The following is a 20,720-nucleotide window of genomic DNA, read 5'->3' as shown; positions in this document are numbered from 1 at the left end:
GGGGATGCCCCGCTTTCGTCACATGCATGTGACAGAGCGGCGCTAGGGCAGGGCGCATGGAACAGGATCGACGTTACGCCATCTATTACGCCCCGCGCGAGGGGGCCTTCGCCCGCGCCATGGCGGGCTGGCTGGGCTGGGATCCCCGGGCCGGTCGGGCCATCGCCCCCCCGCCCGATCTGCCGCGCCTGCCTGCGCCCCTGGCCGATCTGATCCGCGCGCCCCGGCGCTATGGCTTTCACGGCACGCTCAAGGCGCCGTTCCGCCTTGCCCCCGGCCTGACGCGGGCCGATCTCGATGCCGCGCTCGCCCGCCTTGCGGCACAGCTTCAGCCGCCTGTCCTTCCGGGCCTTGCCCTGCGTCCCATCGACGGCTTCCTCGCGCTTTGCCCCGCAGGGGATGAGGCCCCCCTCCGCGCCTTCGCGGCCGAGGTCGTCACCCGCCTCGACCCGCTCCGCGCGCCCCTGACCGAAGCCGAGATCGCACGCCGCAACCCCGCAACCCTCAGCCCGCGCCAGCGCGACCTGCTGGCGGCATGGGGCTATCCGCATGTGATGGAGGAATTCCGCTTCCACCTCACCCTGACGGACCGGCTCTCGCCCAACCTGGCCGAGGGCGTCGCCGTGGCCCTCGGGCCCTGGCTCGCGCCCCTGCTGCCGCGCCCCTTCGTGATCGAGGATCTCTGCCTGTTCGCCGAGGATACCGCGCAGCGCTTCCATCTTCTGTCCCGTCATGCCCTGACCGGCTGAAGCGCCGCCAGGAACCGGTCTATCCCCGTGGCCAGCGCCCCGCCATTCACCACATCCATCACCGCCAGCGCCGCCGGCACCTCGATCGCCGCCCGGCTGATGCGGGCTTCGATATCGGCGGCACTCTCGCGCCCCCGCGCCATCAGCCGCTCGCGCAGCACCTCTGACGGGGCCGAGACGCGGATCACCCGCAAGTCGGGAAACAGCTGCACCGCCGCCTCCAGCGCGGCGCGCGATCCGTTGAACAGCACGTCCCGCCCCGCCTGCCGTTCGGCGATCTGCGCTTCGGGCAGGCCATAGCGCAACCCATGCGCCCGCCAGTCCAGCGCGAATTCCCCCCGCCGCCTGCGGCGCGCGAATTCCTCTTCCGTCACCCCTTCGAAATCCTCGCCGCCCCGGGCTGCGGGCCGGGTGATGACACGGCGGACGATCACCAGATCGGGCCGCGCCTTTCGCGCCGCCTCGATCAGCGTGTCCTTGCCCGCCCCCGATGGCCCGACCACCGCGAAGATCCGCCCAAGGGCGCTCATGCCACGCCCCTTGGCGCAAAGGCGGTCACATCCACCAGCCGGTCGCAGACCTGCGCCCGCGCCCCCTCGTCGTGAAAGATCCCCAGGATCGCCGCACCGCGCGCCTTGGCCTCGGCGATCATCTCCAGCACCACCGCCCGGTTGGCGGCATCGAGGCTTGCCGTCGGTTCGTCCAGCAGCAGCGCGGGATAGGGATGGGCAAAGCCGCGCGCGATGTTCACCCGCTGCTGCTCGCCGCCCGAAAAGGTCGTGGGTGACAGCGACCAGAGCCGGGAGGGCAGGTTCAGCCGCTCCAACAGGCCCGCCGCCACCGCCCGGGCCTCTTCGGCGGGGCGGCCCAGCACGCGCAGCGGCTCGGCCACCACATCCAGCACCGGCACCCGCGGCACCACGCGCAGGAACTGGCTCACATAGCCCAGCGTCGCCCGGCGCAGCGCGATGATCTCGCGCGGCGCGGCGCGGACGATGTCCAGATCGCCCACCTCGATCCGGCCGCCATCGGCCAGGTAGTTGCCCCAGATCAGGCGCATCAGCGTGGATTTCCCCGCGCCCGATGCCCCCACCAGCCCCACGCATTCCCCCGCCGCCACCTGCAGACTCGCCCCCGCCATGACGGGGATCCGCGCGCGGCCCTGATTGTGCAGGGTGAAGGTCTTGGAAAGGTCAGAAATCCGGATCATGTCACACCTGCAGCACGGAAGAGACGAGAAGTTGCGTATAGCCATGCTGCGGATCGTCCAGCACCTGATCCGTCAGCCCCTGTTCCACCACCCGGCCCGATTTCATCACCATCAGCCGATCCGCCAGCAGACGCACCACCGCAAGGTCATGGGTGACGATGATCGCCGAAAGCCCCATCTCGCGCACCAGCCCGCGCAGCAGATCCAGAAGCCGCGCCTGCACGCTGACATCCAGCCCGCCGGTCGGTTCATCCATGAAGACAAGCCGCGGCCCGGTGACAAGGCTCCGCGCGATCTGCAGCCGCTGCTGCATGCCGCCCGAAAAGGCGCTCGGCCGGTCGTCGATCCGCTCGGCGGCGATCTCCACCCGCTCCAGCCAGTCCGTCGCCCGGGCGCGGATGTCGCCGTAATGGCGCGCGCCGACAGCCATCAGCCGCTCGCCCACATTGCCGCCCGCGCTCACCCCCATGCGCAACCCGTCGCGCGGATTCTGATGCACGAAGGCCCAGTCGCCGCGCGACAACCGCCGCCGTTCCGCTTCGGACATGGCCAGCACGTCGCGCGGGCCCGCGCCGGTGGCAAGGATCACCTCGCCCGCATCCGGCACCAGATGCCCCGCCAGACAGGAAAGCAGCGTCGATTTCCCCGATCCGCTCTCGCCCACGATCCCCATCACCTCGCCCGGCCACAGATCGAAGGACACATCCGCACAGCCGATCCGCGCGCCGTAAAACCGCGTCAGCCCGCGAACCGAAAGCAGCGGACCCTCGGGCTTCATCCCGGCGGAAATACCCAATTCCACGGCCCCCATCACGCCCTCCCCGCGGGCAGGGGTGCGGCCAACCGCCCCGAATGCCCCGCCGCCCGGCGGCACGTGCAGTGATCCGTATCGGAACAGACGAACATCCGCCCGCCCCGGTCATCGGTGATCACCTCGTCCAGATAACTGTCCACCGCACCGCAGAGGTCGCAGTCATGCGGGGCCTTGCCGGGATCGAAGGGGTGATCCTCGAAATCCAGGCTCACCACCTGCGTATGGGGCGGCAGCGCATAGATGCGCTGCTCGCGCCCCGCCCCGAAAAGCTGGATCGCCGCGCAGTCCGACAGCCGGGGATTGTCGAATTTCGGGATGGGCGAGGGATCCATGACATAGCGCCCCTCCACCCGCACCGGATAGGCATAGGAGGTGGCGATGGTGCCATGCCGGGCGATGTCTTCATAGAGCTTCACATGCATCAGGCCGTATTCCTCCAGGCTGTGCATCCTGCGCGTCTCGGTCTCGCGTGGTTCCAGAAAGCGCAGGGGTTCGGGGATCGGGACCTGGAAGACCAGGATCTGCCCCTCGCGCAGCGGATGTTCCGGAATGCGGTGGCGGGTCTGGATCACCGTCGCCGCGGTGGTAGAGGTGGTGGTGGCAACATGCGCGGTGCGTTCGAAGAACCGCCGGATCGAGACGGCGTTGGTGGTGTCATCCGCCCCCTGGTCGATTACCTTCAGCCGGTCCTCGGGCAAGAGACAGGCCGCCGTCACCTGCACCCCGCCGGTGCCCCAGCCATAGGGCATGGGCATCTCCCGCGCTGAAAAGGGTACCTGATAGCCCGGAACAGCGATCCCCTTCAGGATGGCGCGGCGGATCATGCGTTTTGTCCCTTCGTCCAGATAGGCGAAGTTGTAGCCCGGCCCGGTCATGCGGTGATCTCCCTTGCAAGGCGTCGCAGGGTTGCGGGAAGGTCGCCCAGCACATCGCGGGGCGGCAGGTGCAGACAGCGATATCCCAGAAGGGCAAGGCCCGATGCCGGGGCCCGATCCGCTGCGCGGTCATGGGTCTCGTCGATCAGGTCGATCGCGAAGCGATGGGCAGGGATCAGGAAATCCACGATCCAGGGCCCCACCGGGGCCTGCCTGCGCACCGCAAGCCCATGGAAGCGATGGCTCCGCAGGGCCTGCCACAGGGCCTGCTCCGCCGGGGTCATCGACGCGCGCAGGGCGCGGGCATGCAAACGCTGGCTGTCGTTGCGATAGGCCGGCATCCCGGATACCCCCTCCCCGACCCTCCCCCGTTCCGGGGGAGGGAGTGTGCAGGCCAGGCTTTCGCATGTCAGGGTTAACGTCATGTGAAGCGCGCCCCGGGTGATCGCAGGCCAGACTCTCCCTCCCCCGGAACGGGGGAGGGTCGGGGAGGGGGTGGCGCACGTCGCCGAGGAGGGGGTGACGCATCTCATTCCGCCGCCTCCGGCTCTGCGGCCGTTTCGGCCCGCAGCCTGCGCAGCAGTTCAAGCTCGCTCTGGAAATCCACGTAATGGGGCAGCTTGATATGTTCCAGAAAGCCCGTCGCCTGCACATTGTCGGCATGCATCAGCACGAATTCCTCGTCCTGCGCCGGGGCACCGGTGCCATCCTCGCCCAATTCCTTCCAGCGCAGCGCACGGTCCACCAGGCTCATGGCGATGGCCTTCCGCTCGGTCTGGCCAAAGGTCAGCCCGTAGCCCCGGGTAAACCGGGGCGGCGCGCCGCGCGATCCCAGAAACTGGTTGACCGTCTCGCATTCCGTCACCTCCACCTCGCCGATGGTCACGGCAAGGCCCAGTTCCGGGATCTCCATCGCGACATCCACCCAACCGATGCGCAATTCGCCCACAAAAGCATGGGTGCGGCCATAGCCGCGCTGCGTCGAATAGGCGAGCGACAGCAGGAACCCCTCATCCCCCCGCGCCAGCGCCTGCAACCGCAGCGCCCGTGTCGCGGGCAGTTCCATCGGCATCCGCGTCAAATCGGGCGGCGGCGTGTCGTCGCGGGGTGCGCCTTCGATCAGATCGTCCCGCTCCAGCAGTGCCGCCACATGCGGCACCGGCCCCGCCGCCGCCATGGCACGCGGGGTATCAGAGGGGGGAACGGCGCCGGGGCCATCGGCGGCCAGCCGGAAATCCAGCAGCCGGTGGGTATAGTCGAAGGTCGGCCCCAGCATCTGGCCACCCGGCACATCCTTGAAGGTGGCGCTGATCCGGCGCATCAGCCGCATCGCGGCGGTGTCGATCGGCTGCGACGCGCCAAGCCGGGGCAGGGTGGTCCGATAGGCGCGGATCAGGAAGATCGCCTCGATCAGATCGCCCCGGGCCTGCTTGATGGCCAGCGCCGCCAGATCCGGATCATGCAGGCTGCCCTCGGCCATGACGCGCGTCACCGCCAGGTGCAGTTGTGCGCGGATCTGCGCGACCGTCAGTTCCGCCACGCCCGGATCGCCGCGCCGCGCCTCGGCCAGCAGGGCATGGGCATTGTCGATGGCCCGCTCGCCACCCTTCACCGCGACATACATCAGACGTCCTCCACGCGGGTTGATCGGGGCAGGCCGGCGATCCGGTCGCCACAGGTCAGAAAGGCATCAAACCCCAGCGGGAACCGCGCCCGGTTGGCGCGGAAGGCGGCGATCTCGGGCAGCGACAGCCGCGCCTCGCCGCGAATGCCCGGGCCGCGCAGGCGCGCGCCCTCTGCCTCCAGCCGCGGGCAATCGATCACCAGCGTGGCCGCCCGGTCGGGATAGTCGGGCGTGCCGATGGCAAAGCGCGCGACAGGGTGCAGATCCTCCCAGCGGCCAAAGGCGAAGGCCGCCTCCTCTGCCCCGACCAGCGGCGCGCCGCAGTGAAAGGCCAGCCAGTCGCGCAGGTCGGGGCAATCATGCCCCCCCGCCAGATGGACCGGCGTCGTCCGGTCGAGCAGCACCAGCGCCAGCACCCCCGCAGCGGCCCCCAGCGGTGCCGGGGGCGCAGCCCCCCCCAGCCGCAGGATCAGCCCCGGCCGCGCCAGAACCTCCAGCAGCCCGCGAAAGCCGCGCGCGGCCTCTTCCGCGGGCCGGGCAAAGCCACCGGCAAGCGCTTCGGGCGTCATCTGTCCTCTCCCCTGACCATGGTGAAGAATTCGACCTTCGTCGCCGCCGCCTTCTCGGCCGCCACCTGTCGCCGCGCGGCCTCGTCCCGTGCCAGCGGGGCCAAGCATCGCACCCGCAGCACCTCCGCCGCTTCGGTCTGCATCAGCGCGTCGATCAGCGCTGCCCGCAGGGCATGGTCGCGGTCGCGCCCCTGAACATAGGCATGGCCCACCGCGCCCGAGGCGATGCGCAGCGAACAGCGCGTCACCGTCATTTCGCCCAGATTGAAGGGTGCCCCTGTCCCGCCGATCCGCCCCTGCACCATCACTGACCCGATTTCAGGCGCGCGCAGCAGATCATGCGCGGGCAAGGGCGCGGGGAACAGCGCGGCAAGCCGCGCGGGCCGCGCCCGGGCCAAAAGCGACATCCAGCCCTGCCGCGACATCGGCGGTGCATCGGCCGCGCTTTCAGGAGGCGTTTCGGGATCAGGGCCAGTGTCGGACATCAGGGCTTGCCGCCATTTATAGACAACTATACAAATCCCTATAGCGCAGGCCGCATGTCGCCGGTGCGAAGCTTTGGTGAAACTTCCATGACGATGGCGGGGGGCAGATGGGCAGACCGGCGATCTGGCACGAGATTGCCGAAACCCTGGCGCAGGAAATCGCCCGCGGCCATGCCCGCCCCGGCGACCGCCTGCCGACCGAGGCCGACCTTGCCGCGCGGTTCGGGGTGAACCGCCACACCGTCCGCCATGCGCTGGCCGATCTGGCCGCGCGCGGCCTAGTCCATGCCCGGCGCGGGGCAGGGGTCTTCGTCACCGCGCGCCCGGTCGATTATCCGCTGGGCCGCCGCGTCCGCTTTCACCAGGCGGTCGAGGCTCAGGGGCAGGTGCCCTCGCGCCAGTTGACCCGGATCGAAACCCACCCCGCCGACCGGGCCGAGGCCGAGGCGCTGGCGCTTGCCCCCGGCGACCCTGTCCATGTCGTCGAGGGCGTCTCCAGCGCGGATGGCCAGCCGCTCGCCGCCTTCCGCTCGGTCTTTCCCGGCTGGCTTGATGGCCTGCCCGAGGCGCTGCGGCAGGGCAACTCGGTCACCGCGGCGCTGGCGGCCTGCGGCGTGGCCGATTATACCCGCGCCGTCACCCGGCTTACGGCCAAATCGGCCCGGGCGGTGCTGGCGCTGCGTCTGCACCTGCCCGAAGGCGCGCCCATCCTGCGGGCCGTGGCGATCAATGTCGATCCCGCCGGGCGGCCCGTGGAATACGGCACCACATGGTTCGCCGGGGATCGCGTCTCGCTCACCATCGGTGACGACGCATCGTCATAGCCATGTTGCATGGCCCGGTTATCCACAGGCGAACCGCAACCTCCGGATGATCACCATGCCGCCCTTCCTGCCCCCGCTCTGCCTGACCGGTGCCGAGGTCCTGACCGGCGACACTCTCGTTCCGCGCCCCGTCGGGATTGCGGCAGGCCAGATCGTCGCGGCGCAGGGCGCGCAGGGGCAGGGCCTGCCTGCGGTCGATCTCTCGGGCTTCCTCCTCCTGCCCGGCATCATCGACCTGCATGGCGACGGCTTCGAACGCCAGCTGTTTCCCCGCCCCGGCGCGGCCTTCCCGCTGACCGCCGCGCTGGACGCCGTGGATCGCGAGGCCGCGGCCCATGGCATCACCACCGCCTATCTCGCCCAGGGCTGGAGCTGGGAAGGCGGCCTGCGTGGCCCCGATCAGGCCGAAACCCTGATGCAGGCGGTGCTGGATCATCGCGCCCGGGCGCTGACGGATCTGCGCGTGCAACTGCGCGCCGAAACCCATCTCGTGGCCGAAGCGCCGCGCCTGATCGCCGCCGTGGAACGCTTCCGCGTCGATTACGTCATCTTCAATGATCATCTGGAAGAAGGCTTCCGCATGCGGCGCGACAACCCCGATGCCTTTGCCCATTGGGCGCGGAAGGCCGGGCTGGATACCGCCGCGCTCACCGCAAGGATGGAGGCCGCGCGCCTTGCCGCCCGGCAGGTGCCGCGCGCTCTTTGCCTGATGGCCGATGCCTTCGACAGGCTGGGTGTCACCTATGGCAGCCATGACGATCCCGATGCCGAAACCCGCGAGGTCTATCGCATGATCGGCGCGCGCGTGGCGGAATTCCCGACCACCCGCCGCGCCGCCGCCGCTGCCCGCGCGGCAGGCGATCCGGTCCTTCTGGGTGCGCCCAATGTGGTGCGCGGCGGCTCGCAGGCGGGCAATGTCGCGGCGGCCGAGCTGATCCGCGCCGGGGCCTGCGACGGGCTTCTGTCGGATTACCACATGCCCGCCCTGCCGCTGGCGCCCTGGCGGCTGGCCGATGACGGGATCCTGCCCTTTGCCCGGGCCTGGGCTCTGGTGTCCTCGGGTCCGACGCGGGTGTTGCGCATGGTGGATCGTGGCACCATCGCCGAAGGGCTGCGCGCCGATCTGGCCATCGTCGATCCGGCCCGCCGCGAGGTGGTGGCAACCATTGCAGGCGGGCGGCTGTCACATCTCGCAGGCCGGGTGGCAGAGCGCTTCCTGCGCCTGCCAGACCTGGCCCGACTGGCTGCCGAATAGGTCAGGTCGCGCCTTCGTGACGGTCGAGGAATTCTTCCGCCCTCAGCCTGCGGAAATCGGCCAGCGCCGCGCGCAAGCGCGCATGGTCCCAGTCCCACCAGGCCAGCGCCAGCAGGCGGTCGATCACCCCGGGCGCAAAGCGCGCGCGCAGTGGTTGGGCCGGCACGCCCGCGACGATCATGAAGGGCGCGACATCCCGCGTCACCACCGCCCCCGCCGCCACGATGGCACCGATGCCCACCGTCACCTCGGGCTTGATGATCGCGCCATGGCCGATTCAGCAATCCGCGCCCAGCACCGTGCGCCGCGCCGCGCGGGCGGCGAAGAAGGCATCGTCATCCGACGCATCCTCCCAGTAATAGCTCGAACGATACAGGAAATGATGCTGCGCGGCATGGCTGAAGGGATGGTCGGTCGGCCCGATCCGCGTCATCGCCGCGATGTTCGAGAACTGCCCCACCGAGGTATTCGCGATATCGGCGAAGCGGTCGCAATAGGCATAGTCCCCGAAGCTGGAATTCAGGACACGCGCGCCCGCGCCGATCTCCACCCATGCGCCGAAGGTGGCGTTCTCCACCGTCGCGCCGGGATGCAGCAGGGGGTCGGTTGCGGAAAGCTTCGGCATCACGCCCCCTTGATCAGCTTGCGGCGCAACCAGCCCGAAAGGCTGTCCATCGCCATCACCATCAGCACGATCAGCACCATGTAATAACAGACCTCCTCCCAGTCCTTCTGGGTCTGGATCGCCTGGGTCAGCAGCAGCCCGATCCCGCCGCCGACAATGGCCCCCACCACCGTCGCGCTGCGGGTGTTCGATTCCAGCGCATAAAGAACCTGCGACAGCAACACCGGCAGGATCTGCGGCAGCATCCCGAACCGCGCCCGCTGCACGCCGTTTGCGCCGGTCGACCGGATGCCCTCGACCTGCTTCTCGTCGATGTTCTCCACCGCTTCCGAGAACGTCTTGCCGAAACTGCCCATATCCGTGATCAGGATCGCCAGCGCCCCCGTCATCGGCCCCGGCCCCCAGGCGCGCGACAGGATGATCGTCCAGATCAGCCCGTCCACCCCGCGCACGAAATCGAAGACGCGGCGCAGGGCAAAGCGGGCAGGGCCCAGCGGATTGACACCGCGCGCCGCCAGAAAGGCCAGGGGCAGCGACAGCACCGCCGCCCCGAAAGTGCCAAGGATCGCCATCAGCATCGTCTCGAAGATCGCCCAGGCCACATCGCCATGCCGCCACATCGGGTTGAACCAGAAATCCCCTGCCATGGCCGCGATATTGGCGCGCGCCGGATCGACCCTCTCTCCCCACAGCACCAGCCCGGCCAGTTCCAGCGGCCCCTTGCCGTGAAAGGGGCTGTCCAGCGTGAAGAAGAACAGCTCCCACCCCGGGAAATAGCGGAAGGTCTCCACCTTCGCGCGGGTATAGGCGAAACGGCCCTGCGCCGTGGTCACCGAGACGCGGTTGTCCGTTGCGCTGATCCAGTCGGGCAGGGGCAGCGGCGCGGTCAGCCGCAGACCGCCGCCTTCCGGGGCGATGTCGATGGTCCCGTATCCCGGCACCACATAGCGCGCCCCCGCCGGATCATAGGTCACGACATGGCCCGCGCCCAGATCAATGGTCGTGACTGCGCCCTGCACGCGCACCCAGTCGGGATAGCTGCCGTCGGGATAGCGCCCCTTCGCCTCGCCCTCGACGGCGGCGCTGACCGCGCCGCTGCGATTGTCGCGGGTGACATGCACCTTGTGCGACAGGAAATCCGACAGCAGGATCGCGGCATTCTCCATCCGCGCGCGCTGGGCAAGGCCCGGAATGTCAAAGGCCAGCACGACATAGCCCAGATAGACCAGCAGCAGCGCCGGGATCGCCAACGCGATCCTGCGGCGGCGGCGCAGCCTGTCCAGCAGCGCCTCTGCCCCCGACGGGGCATAGGGAATGGTGGTCATGGTCAGGACCCTTTCACAAGCCGGTGCCGCCAGTGATCCGACAGCCGGTCGATCACCACGATGGTCAGGAACAGCAGCAGGAAGATCGCGACGACCTGGTCATAGCGCCCGCCGCCCCATTGCATCGCGATCTTCAGCTCGTATCCGATACCCCCGGCCCCCACGAAACCCAGGATGGCCGAGGCCCGCAGGTTGATCTCCAGCCTGAGCAGCGCATAGGACAGCCAGTTCGGCGCCACCTGCGGGATCACCCCGAACCACATCCGCTGCGCCCAGGTCGCCCCGACCGAGGCCAGCCCCTCGACCGGTCGCAGATCGGCATTCTCCGCCACTTCCGAAAACAGCTTGCCCAGCACGCCCAGCGTATGGATCGTGATGGCGATCATGGCCGGAACCGGCCCGCCGCCCAGGATATAGATCAAGACCAGCGCGATCACGATTTCCGGGATGGCGCGCAGCGCATCGGTCACCCGGCGCAACAGCCCGATCAGCCGCGGCCAGCGCGCCAGCCCGCGCGTGATCAGCAGCGACAGGACCCCCGCCCCGATCACCCCCAGCAGGGTGGAGACCAGCGCGATATTGATCGTCTCCAGCAACGATCCCGCATTCTGCCACATCAGCCCCGGCAGGTTGGCCCGCTTGTCCCAGGCCTCTGTCAGAACCTCGGCCGGAAAATCGTCCAGCCGGTGCAACCCGTCGAGGAACCCCCCGGCATTGCGCTCCTGCGCCACAAGGAAGCCGGACGCCATGCTTGCCGCGAAGAAGACGAACAGAACCCCGCCATAAAGCCGCTTCCTGCGCGTCGCGGCCAGATAGGCCGCCCCGGGCGTGCCCGCATCGGGGCGCTTGCCCGGTTCCGGTCCGAAGGCGATATCGACCATGCTCCCCCCAGAAATGAAACGGCCGGACCCGTCGCAGGGCCCGGCCAGGATTGCATCCGTCTCAGTTCGAGGCTTCCTGCAGCTTGCGCGCCTCGATGATGCCCAGATAGTCCTCATGCCGCACCGGCACGAAATCCAGCGCCTCGCCCGCCGCCACGTTATAGGCACAGTCCTTGTCGGTCTCGTGCAGGTCGGCGACGATCTGGGTGACCTTGTCCTTCACCGCCTCTGGCAGCGCCTTGCGCAGCACGACCGGGCCTTCCGGGATCAGCGCCGACTGCCAGATCTGGACCAGATCGTTCATGTCCACCAGCCCGGCATCCGAAGCCTTGCGGAAGGCCCCCGAATTGAAGCCGTCCTCCCAGTTGCCCAGCCCGTCGGCCCAGCTCACGCCTGCGTCGAAATCGCCATTGGCGACGCCCACGATGGATTGCTCATGCCCGCCCGAGAATTTCACATCCGCGAAATACTGCTTCAGGTCGCCCAACTGCCCCTGCAGTTCCGCCGCAGGCACCAGATAGCCCGAGGTGGAGTTCGGATCGGCAAAGGCAAAGGTCTTGCCCTTGGCCTCTTCCATCGAGGTGATGCCGCTGTCGGCGCGGGCAAAGCCGAAGGCGTAATAGCCGGTGGTGCCGTCCACATTCTGCTTGGTCAGCCGCACCTCGACCGCTTCGGGATCGGTCAGATAGGTCTTGGCATAGGCCGAGGCCCCCAGCCATCCGAAATCCAGCGTCCCGCCCAGCAGGCCCTGGATCACGCCATCATAATCGGCCGGGGCAAAAAGCTTGACCGGAACGCCAAGCGCCTCTTCGATCTTGACGCGAAAGCATTCCTGGTTGGTCAGACGGTCCTGGGCATTCTCGCCGCCAAGGATGCCGATGTTGAATTCGGCGATCTCCTGCGCGGCGGCAGCCCCGGAAAGGGCAGAGGTGGCCACAAGAAGGGCAAGCAGCTTCTTCATCTTCGTCTCCATCTGGAAAGGGCCCCGGTCGCCGGGGCGCGGGGGGGGGGAAGTCAGGCCAGCAATTCGCGGGCATAGGCATCGTCGCCCCGCGTCCCGAGCGCCTCGATCGAGGTCGATGTCGCCGTCTCGGAAAACGAGGCATCGGCCCCGTAGATGTCGCGCGCCACGCCGGTGGTCAGCTGGTCGGGCGTGCCGTCAAAGACGATCCGCCCGTCGCGCATCCCGATCACCCGGTCGCAATAGCGCCGCGCGGTATCCAGCGTGTGCAGGTTGGCGATGACCAGGCGGTTGTCCTCGTCATGGATGCGCCGCAGGGTATCCATCACCACCTGGGCATTCATCGGATCAAGGCTGGCGATGGGCTCATCGGCCAGGATCACCTTCGGATCCTGCATCAGCGCCCGCGCAATGGCCACGCGCTGCTGCTGCCCACCCGAAAGCGCCTCGGCCCGCTTGGCGGCCTGTTCGGCGATGCCCAGCCGGTCAAGGATCGCCAGCGCCTTCAGCACGTCGTCATCCGGCCAGAAGCCAAAGATCGAAGGCAGCGTCGCCCGATGCGCCAGCCGCCCGTGCAGCACGTTCGAGACGACATCCATCCGCGGCACCAGATTGAACTGCTGGAAGATCATCGCGCATTGGCTCTGCCAGGCCCGCATCTCGGCCCCGCGCAGGGCAAGGATATCCCGCCCCTCGAAACGGATTTCCCCCGCGCTGGCATCGGTCAGGCGGTTCATCATGCGAAGGAAGGTGGATTTCCCCGCCCCCGACCGCCCGATCACCCCGACAAAGCCCGTCCGCTCCACCGAAAAGCTGATCCGGTCGACCGCGGCCTTCGTCCCGAACAGACGCGAGACATTCCTGACATCGAGCAGCATCCGAACCCCCTTCGGAATTGACTGCCCCCTCCCTAGGCGGGGAAGGTGACAGGCAGGCTGCACTTTGATGAAGCTTTTCCAAAACCCGCCGCTGCGGGCCCCGGGACGCCGCCGCTCAGGCCGCCGCGTCGGGCGGAAGCGGGAAGTCGAGGTCGATCTGCACCCGGCCGTTCCCGGCGCGCCGCGCCATGCGCACCCCCATGCTGCGCACCAGCGCCTCCGAGATCGACAGGCCAAGGCCAAGCCCCGCCGACCCTGCCCCCCGCGCAAAGCGCCCTTCGGGCAGGTCCGTCACGGCGGCGGGATTGGCGATGCTCAGTCGCCCGTCGCCCCGCAATTGCAGATCGACAGGGCCGGTTCCGTGCTGCTGGGCGTTCTCGATCAGGTTGCGCAGCAGGATCGCCACCGCATCCGCATCCGCCGCCACGTCCAGCCGCTCCAGATCCCCGTCATCCAGCCGGATCGGCTGGCCGCCACCCGCTCGCAGATCGGCCACCACCAGATCCAGCACCCGCCGCAGGTCGCAGGGCCCCCGGCCAAGGCCCAGCCCCGCTTCCTGCCGCGCCAGTTGCAGCAGCCGCTCCACCCGTCGGCTCAGCCCGTCCACCGCCTCCACCGCCGCCGCGGCATCGGGATCGGGCGAAAGCTCCAGCCGCCCGCGCAGGGCCGCCAGCGGCGTGCGCAATTCATGCGCGGCATTGGCGATGAAATCCCGCTCTGACCGGCGCAGCGCCTCGATCCGGCCCAGATAATGGTCGAAGGCCAGCGCCAGCGGCCGCAATTCCCGCGGCAGCCCCTCGGCCCCCACCGGCGACAGGTCGTCCGTGCTGCGCCCCGACACCGCCCCCGCCAGCCGCGCGACCGGCGCCGTGGCCTCGGCCACGATCCGCCGCAGGCCCCAGACCAGAAACCCGATCAGCGGCAGGGCCAGCAGAAGGAAGGCCGAGGCCGCCTCAAGCTTTTCCTCGCGCCGCAGATCGGTGGCATGGGCGGCCTCGATCACCACCCCCTCGGCGCTGCGCCGCAACACGCGCCAGCCCGGCAGATCATGGAAGCCATCCCCCTCCAGCGCGGGCCAGGGCGCCGGGGCAGGGGGCTGATCCGCGGGCAGGATACGCAGCACACGCTCGCTGTCGCTGGTCTGCACGCCCAAAGTGCGGGGGATGCTGCCTGCCTGCGCGGTGTCCAGATACAGAACCGTCGTCTCGACCAGCGCCTGCAACTCGCCGTCGAACATCTCGGTCATCTCGTGGTCCAGCACCACCGCTGACGCCAGGATCGTGGCCAGCCACCCTACCGCCACCAGCGCCAGCACCCGCCGCGTCAGCCGCCGCCGCAGCGACCAGGCGGGCGCGGAAGCGGGTTCAGGCGATGGCGCGGCCCCCTTCGTCATGGCAGCACATATCCCAGCCCGCGCCGCGTCTCGATCACGCCCGCGCCCAGCTTGCCCCTCAGACGCGAGACATAGACCTCCACCGCATTCCCCTCGATGATCGCGTCGAAACTGCCCAGCACCTCTTCCAGCGCGGCCTTGCTCAGCACCCGGCCCCGCGCGCCCAGCAGCGCATCGAACAGGGCCCATTCGCGCGATGTCAGGCGGATCTCCGCCCCGTCGCGCCACAGCCGCGCGGCGGCCCGGTCCACTTCCAGCCCCGCCAGCCCGATCCGCGTTTCCGGCAGCCCCTGGCCGCGCCGCGCATGGGCGCGGATGCGGGCCGACAATTCGCGCAGGTCAAAGGGCTTCACCACATAGTCATCCGCCCCCGCATCCAGCCCTGCGATCCGGTCGCTGATCTGGTCGCGCGCCGTGGCGATCAGTACCGGCGTCCGGTCCCCGGCCCGGCGCAGCGCCTTCAGCACCTCGATCCCCGGCCTGTCCGGCAGGCCCAGATCGAGGATGACGCAGGCATAGTCCGCCACCGCCAGCGCGGCCTCGGCCGTTTCGGCATCGGCGGCATGGTCCACCGCATGCCCTTCGCCCCGCAGGAACCGCAGGACGGTCTGCGCCAGATCCTCGGTATCTTCCACCAGCAAGAGCCGCATGCCCCCTTCTAGCGCAGCCCGCCCCACCGCGCGAGGGGGCATTCCGTAAGCTTGCTGCAAGCTTCGGCTGCGACAGGGCGCGAAAGACGATCCAACAGCAAGCCGCGAAAGACCCATGACCGACCATCCCGATGACAGCCGCGCCCCCCTTTCGGGCGCCGCCCTTGCCACCCGCCTGCCGGGCCTTCTCGCGGGCCTCCGCTCCCACCCGCTGCCGCGCCCCATCATCGGCCATACCGCGCTCAACCTGATCGTCTCGGCCTATATCCTTGCCATGCTGAATGCGGGCTTCTGGCGGCATATGGGGGAAATCTTCGGTGACACGCCGCTGCAATACGCGCTTTTCACCCTGTCGATCTTCGCGCTGACCATGCTCACGCTGGAATTCTTCGGACCCGGCCGCCTGCAGCGCCCCATCGCCGCCCTGCTGATCCTGGTATCGGCCAGCGCGAACCATTTCGAACAGAGCATGGGCATCCTCATCGACCGCGAGATGGTGCGCAACATCTTCGAAACCACCGTCACGGAATCGCGCCACCTCGTCACGCCGGGCGCGCTGCGCGCCATCATCCTGACCGGGGTCCTGCCCGCCGCGCTGGTCTTCTGGCCGCGCGTCGCGCGCGTCGGGCGCTGGCACCAGCTTTGGCGCTGGCCCCTTGGCGTGACCCTGTGCCTTGCCGTCCTTGTTGGCGGTTTGTTCAGCGATTTCAAAACATTCTCTGCCGTTCTTCGCGAAAGGAAGGAACTTCTCGCCGCCTATCAGCCAGGCGCAACCATCGGCGCCGTCGCCCGCTATGGCAAGCAGCAATGGAAATCCGGCCGGGTGGAACTGCGCACCGTCGCCACCGATGCCCGCCCCGGGCCGCTGCTGGCTGCCGCGCAAAAGCCCGTCCTCCTCGTCCTCTTTGCAGGCGAAACGGCGCGGGCGCAGAATTTCGGGCTGAACGGTTATGACCGGCAGACAACGCCTGGCCTTGCCGAACGCGGGGTGATCAACTTCCCCGATGTCGCCTCCTGCGGCACCTCTACCGCTGTCTCGCTGCCCTGCATGTTCTCGCCGCTTGCCCAGGCCGATTATTCCCGTGACGGCTTCCTGTCGCAGGAAAACCTGCTCGACGTGCTGGCCCGCGCGGGTTTTGCCACCCGCTGGATCGACAACAATACCGGCGATCAGCAGATCGCCGCCCGCACCGGATGGGACAGGGTGGATGCCACGCTCGATCCCGCCGCCTGCGCCGTCGAATGCACCGATGAGGTCTTCCTGCCCGTCATCGAAAGCACCCTGGCCGGGATCACGCAGAACACCGTCCTTGTCCTGCACATGATCGGCAATCACGGCCCGGCCTATTACCTGCGCTATCCCCGCGAAAGGGCGCAATTCACCCCCGATTGCCAAAGCGTCGAATTCGCCGATTGCACCCTTCCCGAAATCGTCAACGCCTATGACAACGGCATGCTGGAAACCGATCACGTCCTGTCGCGCAGCATCGACATGCTGGCCGCCACCGACAAGGCCCTGACGGCCATGCTCTATCTCTCCGACCATGGCGAATCGCTGGGCGAAGGCGGGCTCTACCTGCATGCCGCCCCGCTCTTCATGGCACCCGAGACACAGACCCGCGTGCCGATGGTGCTGTGGCTGGGCGAAGGTTTCCGCGATGCGCTTGGGCTCGACATGGATTGCCTGCGCGCCCGCGCGCAGGAACCCGCCAGCCAGGACAATCTCTTCCACTCCGTCCTGGGCCTTCTGGACATCTCCACCAAGGCCCGCGACCCCGCCCTTGACCGCGTCGGAACCTGTCGCATGGCGCAGACAGGCTAGGACGTGGGTCAGGCCGGGCCGGGGGACGGGAAACCCTCCGGCCCGTGCCCGATCCCTTCGCCGCGCGGCCCTAGCAGCCCCGCCCCGAAGGGCGGCGCTCCAGCTTGCGATGCAGGGTCGCCCGGCTCAGCCCCAGCGCGCGCGCCGCGGCCGAGACATTCCCCCCGGACCGCGCCAGCGCCCGTGTCAGCACCGCCCGTTCCGCCGCATCGAACCCGTCCCGCGCCTCAAGGCCCAGCACATCCGCCACCGGGCGCGGCGTCGCCGCCAGATCCCCCGTCAGGTTCAACTGCACCCGCGCCGCCCGCGTCGCCCCGATCACCAGGTCATCCGCATCCACCGCCAGCAGCGCGCCGCCCGCCCGGTCCGTTCCCGGCACCAGAACCAGCCGCGCGCCCGGGAATTCCGCGGCGAACAGATCCGCCTCCAGCCGCCGCGCCGCCTCGGCCACGGTTGCGCCGATCAGCCCGCCGATCGCCTCGGGCAGGTCCATCCGCGCGGTCGAGACGTCGATCACCGCCAGCATCTGCCCCCCCGGCCCATGCACCGGCGCCGAGGAACAGCTGAGCCCGATATTGCGCGCCAGGAAATGCTGGTCGCGATGGATCGTCACCGCCCGCCCCTCGGCCAGGCAGGTGCCGATCCCGTTCGTGCCCGCCTGCGCCTCGGACCACAGGGTTCCCGTCCACAGCCCGGCCGCCTCGAAGGCCGCGTCATCCCCCGCATGGCCCCGCCGCTCCAGCGCGATCCCTTCGGCATCAGCCAGCACGATGCAGGCCCCCAGTCCGCCCACCGTCAGGAACAGACGGTCCAGATGCGGCGCGGCCAGCGGCAGCAGCGCGCCCAGCCTTTCGCGCGCCAGCGCGATTTCCCCCGCGGTCAGCCGCCCCTCGGCCTTGCGCGCCGCCGGGTCCAGCCGGTGCAGCGTGGCCGACCGCGCCCAGGATGCCGCCACCGGCGACCGCGCCGCCAGCCCGCCCCGAATGGCGCTTTCGATCCGCTCGATATGCTGGCTGGCCGAAATCTGCATGTCGCCCCCTCTGCCCCCGCCGACCTGGCCACCCTGCGGCCCCCCGGCACAGTGCGCCTTGATCCTGGACAAATGCCCGCGCCGCGCAGGGCCGGATATGGCCAATGCGGTATATCGCCTCCGCAACCCCCACAAGACGACTTTGGTCGCGAGTCCTTCCCCCCCCCGCGCCGGGGTTGCCCCGGCCGCCAAAATCCGGCAACGATGCTGCGATATTTTTCGCCTTTCAAAAGGGTAAGGCCAGATGATCCATCCGGTTCTGTTGTGCGGGGGTTCGGGAACCCGGCTCTGGCCGCTGTCGCGCAAGAGCTTTCCCAAGCAGTTCACCCGCCTGATCGGCGAGGAAAGCCTGTTCCAGGCCTCGGCCCGCCGCCTTTCCGGCGAAGGTTTTGCGGCCCCCCTCGTGATCACCGGTTCGGATTACCGCTTCATCGTGACCGAACAGCTGCAGGCCGCGGGCGTCGATCCCGGCACCGTGCTGATCGAACCCGAAGGCCGCAACACCGCGCCCGCGGTGCTGGCCGCCGCCCTGCATTTGGCGCAGACCGATCCTTCGGCGCTGATGCTGGTCGCGCCTTCCGATCATGTGGTCCCCGATGCCGCGGCCTTCCGGGCCGCCGTCCGCGCGGGCGAAACCGCGGCCCGCGCGGGCCGCATCGTCACCTTCGGCATCCGCCCCACCCGGGCCGAAACCGGCTATGGCTGGCTGGAACTCACCGGCCCCGCCGCCGATGGCGTGCCCGTCGATCTGGCCCGCTTTGTCGAGAAACCGAAGCGCGACGCCGCCGAGGCGATGCTCGCCTCAGGCAATTTCCTGTGGAATGCGGGGATCTTCCTCTTTACCGCCGGCACCATGATCGACGCCTTCGCCACCCATGCGCCGGGCCTATTGCCCCCGGTCCGCGCGGCGGTCGATGCCGCGCGCCCTGATCTGGGCTTCCTCCGCCTTGAGGAAACCGCCTGGAAAGGGGCCGAGGCGATCTCGATCGACTATGCGGTGATGGAACGGGCGGGCAATCTGGTGGCCGTGCCCTTTGGCGCGGGCTGGTCCGATCTGGGCGGCTGGGATGCGGTGGCCACGGAAATGGCCGCTGACGCGCGCGGCAATGCGCTGGGCGGCAATGCCGTGGCCATCGACTGCGACAACACCCTCCTCAGGGCCGAGGATGGCGATGTCGAACTGGTGGGGATCGGGCTGAAGGACATCATTGCCATCGCCACCGGCGATGCTGTCCTCGTGGCCGACCGGTCCCGCGCGCAGGATGTGAAGCGCGCGGTCGAGGTGCTGCAGGCCAAGGGCGCCAAACAGGCCGAGGCTTTCCCCCGCGATCACCGCCCCTGGGGCTGGTTCGAAACCCTTGCCCTGTCCGACCGCTTTCAGGTCAAGCGGATCGTCGTCAAACCCGGCGCGGCGCTGTCCCTGCAATCGCACATGCACCGGTCCGAACACTGGATCGTGGTCAACGGCACCGCCCGCGTCACCGTGGATGACAGCGTCCATCTGGTGACGGAAAACCAGTCCGTCTACATCCCCCTTGGGGCCAAGCACCGGATGGAGAACCCCGGCAAGGTGCCCATGGTCCTGATCGAGGTGCAGACCGGCGCCTATCTGGGCGAGGATGACATCATCCGCTACGAGGATATCTATTCCCGCGGGCAGGGGGCGAAGGGCTGAGCCTGCGGGTTCACCGTCCCGCCCAGAGATCGTCATAGACGGCCCGGATCCCCGCGGCCTCCCGCTCCACCCCGAACAGGCGCAGCGCGCGCTCCCGCGCCGCCGCGGCCCATGCGGCATGGCGCGGCGCGTCCGACAGCAGCGCCACCGCCGCCTCTGCCGCCGCCTGCCAATCCTCCAGCGGCACCACCAGCCCCGCCTGATCATTCCCCCCCGCGCGGCCCGCGAATTCCTGGAAATGCCCGGTCCGCGAGGCGATGATCGGCACGCCGCAGGCCATCGCCTCGATCGGCGTCACGCCATAGCCCTCATATCGCGGCAGCGCCATCAGAAGGCCCGCCCCCTGCATCAGCGCGGGCATCCGCTCCGCCGCCACTTCGCCGGGAAAAAGGATCCGGCCCCCCAGCCCCGCCGCCGCCACCTCCGCCTTCAGCCCCTCGAGGAATGCCTCATCCCCGCCCTTGGCCATTCCTGCCACCACCGCCACCGCGCCGGGCAGGGCGGGCAGCGCCCGGATCATCGCCCGCACGAAAAGATCCGTCCCCTTCTCGGGCCGGATGCGCCCCACGGTCAGGATGCCATAGTCGCCCGGAAACCCGCTCGCCCGCCAGGCCGCCGCCCTGTCCGCCGCCGGGGCGAAGCGCGCCGTATCCACCCCATGCGGCACCACCGCCCGGCAGTCCGGCACGAAACCCGCTGCCGCTTCCGTCGTCGCGATCACCGCATCCATCCGCGAGATCAGCCAGCGCGGCCAGGCCGAATGCCGCCGCTGCGCCGCGCTGGTAAAGACGATCCGCACCGGCAGGCGCAGCACATCGCGGGCGAAAAGCGCAAGCTGCATCTCGGGGTTGCGGCGCACATGCCAGATGGAAAAGGCCCGCCCCTCGGGCGCCTCGCGCGCCAAGGCCAGCGCCGCCCGCCGCGTCACCGGCTCCGGGCAGCCGGGCAGGGCATGGCCCACCAGCACCACCCGCATCTGCCGCGCCTGACAGGCCAGCACCGCCGCCGCCGTGGCCGATACCCCGGTGAACCGGGGATTGAGGTTGGTGACATAAAGCTCGGGCGCCTTGGTCAT

General features: G+C 69.2%; 21 protein-coding genes and 1 pseudogene. 5 read left to right on the top strand and 17 right to left on the bottom strand.

Annotation, left to right across the window (positions count from 1 at the left end):
• Positions 1-56: 56 nt before the first annotated feature.
• Entirely contained in the window at positions 57-749 is a 693-nt protein-coding gene (locus G5V65_RS12620; protein ID WP_165050602.1) for a DUF1045 domain-containing protein, read from the top strand.
• Here the strand turns inward: G5V65_RS12620 and phnN are convergent.
• The 8 genes from phnN to phnG all read right to left on the bottom strand — a co-directional run bounded on the left by phnN (position 731) and on the right by phnG (position 6,266).
• On the bottom strand, positions 731-1,279 hold the full coding sequence (phnN, locus tag G5V65_RS12615; RefSeq protein ID WP_165050600.1) for a phosphonate metabolism protein/1,5-bisphosphokinase (PRPP-forming) PhnN: 549 nt from the start codon (positions 1,277-1,279) through the stop codon (positions 731-733). The genes G5V65_RS12620 and phnN overlap by 19 nt on opposite strands.
• On the bottom strand, positions 1,276-1,959 hold the full coding sequence (gene phnL, locus G5V65_RS12610; protein WP_165050597.1) for a phosphonate C-P lyase system protein PhnL: 684 nt from the start codon (positions 1,957-1,959) through the stop codon (positions 1,276-1,278). Before phnL ends, phnN begins: the two co-directional genes overlap by 4 nt.
• Position 1,960: 1 nt before the next feature.
• Entirely contained in the window at positions 1,961-2,737 is a 777-nt protein-coding gene (gene phnK, locus G5V65_RS12605) for a phosphonate C-P lyase system protein PhnK (RefSeq protein WP_165050695.1), read from the bottom strand.
• A 32-nt stretch (positions 2,738-2,769) separates the two neighbouring features.
• On the bottom strand, positions 2,770-3,648 hold the full coding sequence (locus G5V65_RS12600) for an alpha-D-ribose 1-methylphosphonate 5-phosphate C-P-lyase PhnJ (protein ID WP_165050595.1): 879 nt from the start codon (positions 3,646-3,648) through the stop codon (positions 2,770-2,772).
• Positions 3,645-3,989: an endonuclease domain-containing protein gene (locus tag G5V65_RS12595; protein WP_165050593.1), complete on the bottom strand. Its 345-nt coding sequence runs from the start codon at positions 3,987-3,989 to the stop codon at positions 3,645-3,647. The genes G5V65_RS12600 and G5V65_RS12595 overlap by 4 nt, the downstream gene beginning before the upstream one ends.
• Before the next feature lie 188 nt (positions 3,990-4,177).
• Positions 4,178-5,272 (bottom strand): carbon-phosphorus lyase complex subunit PhnI, encoded by a 1,095-nt coding sequence (locus tag G5V65_RS12590; RefSeq protein ID WP_165050591.1) that lies wholly within the window; start codon positions 5,270-5,272, stop codon positions 4,178-4,180.
• Positions 5,272-5,841 (bottom strand): phosphonate C-P lyase system protein PhnH, encoded by a 570-nt coding sequence (phnH, locus tag G5V65_RS12585; RefSeq protein WP_165050589.1) that lies wholly within the window; start codon positions 5,839-5,841, stop codon positions 5,272-5,274. Before phnH ends, G5V65_RS12590 begins: the two co-directional genes overlap by 1 nt.
• Positions 5,838-6,266, bottom strand: a complete 429-nt coding sequence (phnG, locus tag G5V65_RS12580) for a phosphonate C-P lyase system protein PhnG (protein ID WP_165050693.1) — start codon at positions 6,264-6,266, stop codon at positions 5,838-5,840. Before phnG ends, phnH begins: the two co-directional genes overlap by 4 nt.
• Before the next feature lie 167 nt (positions 6,267-6,433).
• On the opposite strand from phnG, the gene phnF reads away from it, so the two are divergent.
• Both phnF and G5V65_RS12570 read left to right on the top strand, forming a co-directional pair.
• Positions 6,434-7,150, top strand: a complete 717-nt coding sequence (gene phnF / locus G5V65_RS12575; protein ID WP_165050586.1) for a phosphonate metabolism transcriptional regulator PhnF — start codon at positions 6,434-6,436, stop codon at positions 7,148-7,150.
• A 46-nt stretch (positions 7,151-7,196) separates the two neighbouring features.
• A complete protein-coding gene (locus tag G5V65_RS12570; protein ID WP_241250556.1) occupies positions 7,197-8,405 on the top strand; it encodes an alpha-D-ribose 1-methylphosphonate 5-triphosphate diphosphatase in 1,209 nt (402 codons plus the stop codon).
• Between the two features lies 1 nt (position 8,406).
• On the opposite strand, the pseudogene G5V65_RS22685 reads toward G5V65_RS12570, so the two are convergent.
• The 7 genes and pseudogenes from G5V65_RS22685 to G5V65_RS12535 form a co-directional block, all read right to left on the bottom strand.
• Positions 8,407-9,030: pseudogene (locus G5V65_RS22685) on the bottom strand (chloramphenicol acetyltransferase).
• On the bottom strand, positions 9,030-10,355 hold the full coding sequence (phnE, locus tag G5V65_RS12560) for a phosphonate ABC transporter, permease protein PhnE (RefSeq protein ID WP_165050584.1): 1,326 nt from the start codon (positions 10,353-10,355) through the stop codon (positions 9,030-9,032). The pseudogene G5V65_RS22685 and the gene phnE (G5V65_RS12560) overlap by 1 nt, the downstream one beginning before the upstream one ends.
• Positions 10,356-10,357: 2 nt before the next feature.
• A complete protein-coding gene (phnE, locus tag G5V65_RS12555; protein WP_165050582.1) occupies positions 10,358-11,236 on the bottom strand; it encodes a phosphonate ABC transporter, permease protein PhnE in 879 nt (292 codons plus the stop codon).
• A 61-nt stretch (positions 11,237-11,297) separates the two neighbouring features.
• Positions 11,298-12,197 carry a phosphonate ABC transporter substrate-binding protein gene (gene phnD, locus G5V65_RS12550; protein ID WP_165050580.1) on the bottom strand — a complete coding sequence of 300 codons (900 nt, stop codon included), beginning with the start codon at positions 12,195-12,197 and terminating at the stop codon, positions 11,298-11,300.
• A gap of 53 nt (positions 12,198-12,250) precedes the next feature.
• On the bottom strand, positions 12,251-13,075 hold the full coding sequence (gene phnC / locus G5V65_RS12545; RefSeq protein WP_394352242.1) for a phosphonate ABC transporter ATP-binding protein: 825 nt from the start codon (positions 13,073-13,075) through the stop codon (positions 12,251-12,253).
• Positions 13,076-13,190: 115 nt separating this feature from the next.
• Complete coding sequence (locus tag G5V65_RS12540; protein ID WP_165050578.1) at positions 13,191-14,468, bottom strand: sensor histidine kinase; 1,278 nt, start codon at positions 14,466-14,468, stop codon at positions 13,191-13,193.
• Positions 14,465-15,118, bottom strand: coding sequence for a response regulator transcription factor (locus G5V65_RS12535; protein WP_165050576.1), 654 nt, complete (start codon positions 15,116-15,118; stop codon positions 14,465-14,467). The genes G5V65_RS12540 and G5V65_RS12535 overlap by 4 nt, the downstream gene beginning before the upstream one ends.
• A 115-nt stretch (positions 15,119-15,233) precedes the next feature.
• Here G5V65_RS12535 and G5V65_RS12530 point away from each other — a divergent pair, with 115 nt between their 5' ends.
• Positions 15,234-16,940 (top strand): phosphoethanolamine transferase, encoded by a 1,707-nt coding sequence (locus G5V65_RS12530; protein ID WP_165050573.1) that lies wholly within the window; start codon positions 15,234-15,236, stop codon positions 16,938-16,940.
• Positions 16,941-17,010: 70 nt separating this feature from the next.
• On the opposite strand, the gene G5V65_RS12525 is transcribed toward G5V65_RS12530, so the two are convergent.
• Positions 17,011-17,970: a helix-turn-helix domain-containing protein gene (locus G5V65_RS12525; protein ID WP_165050571.1), complete on the bottom strand. Its 960-nt coding sequence runs from the start codon at positions 17,968-17,970 to the stop codon at positions 17,011-17,013.
• A 244-nt stretch (positions 17,971-18,214) separates the two neighbouring features.
• Here G5V65_RS12525 and G5V65_RS12520 point away from each other — a divergent pair, with 244 nt between their 5' ends.
• Positions 18,215-19,645, top strand: coding sequence for a mannose-1-phosphate guanylyltransferase/mannose-6-phosphate isomerase (locus tag G5V65_RS12520; protein WP_165050569.1), 1,431 nt, complete (start codon positions 18,215-18,217; stop codon positions 19,643-19,645).
• A 10-nt stretch (positions 19,646-19,655) separates the two neighbouring features.
• On the opposite strand, the gene G5V65_RS12515 is transcribed toward G5V65_RS12520, so the two are convergent.
• Positions 19,656-20,720 (bottom strand): glycosyltransferase family 4 protein, encoded by a 1,065-nt coding sequence (locus G5V65_RS12515; RefSeq protein ID WP_165050567.1) that lies wholly within the window; start codon positions 20,718-20,720, stop codon positions 19,656-19,658.

Source organism: Paragemmobacter kunshanensis, from assembly GCF_011059185.1.
Taxonomy (GTDB): Bacteria; Pseudomonadota; Alphaproteobacteria; order Rhodobacterales; family Rhodobacteraceae; genus Paragemmobacter; species Paragemmobacter kunshanensis.
Note: the sequence above shows the minus strand (reverse complement) of the source record. Positions and strands in the feature narration are given on the sequence as shown.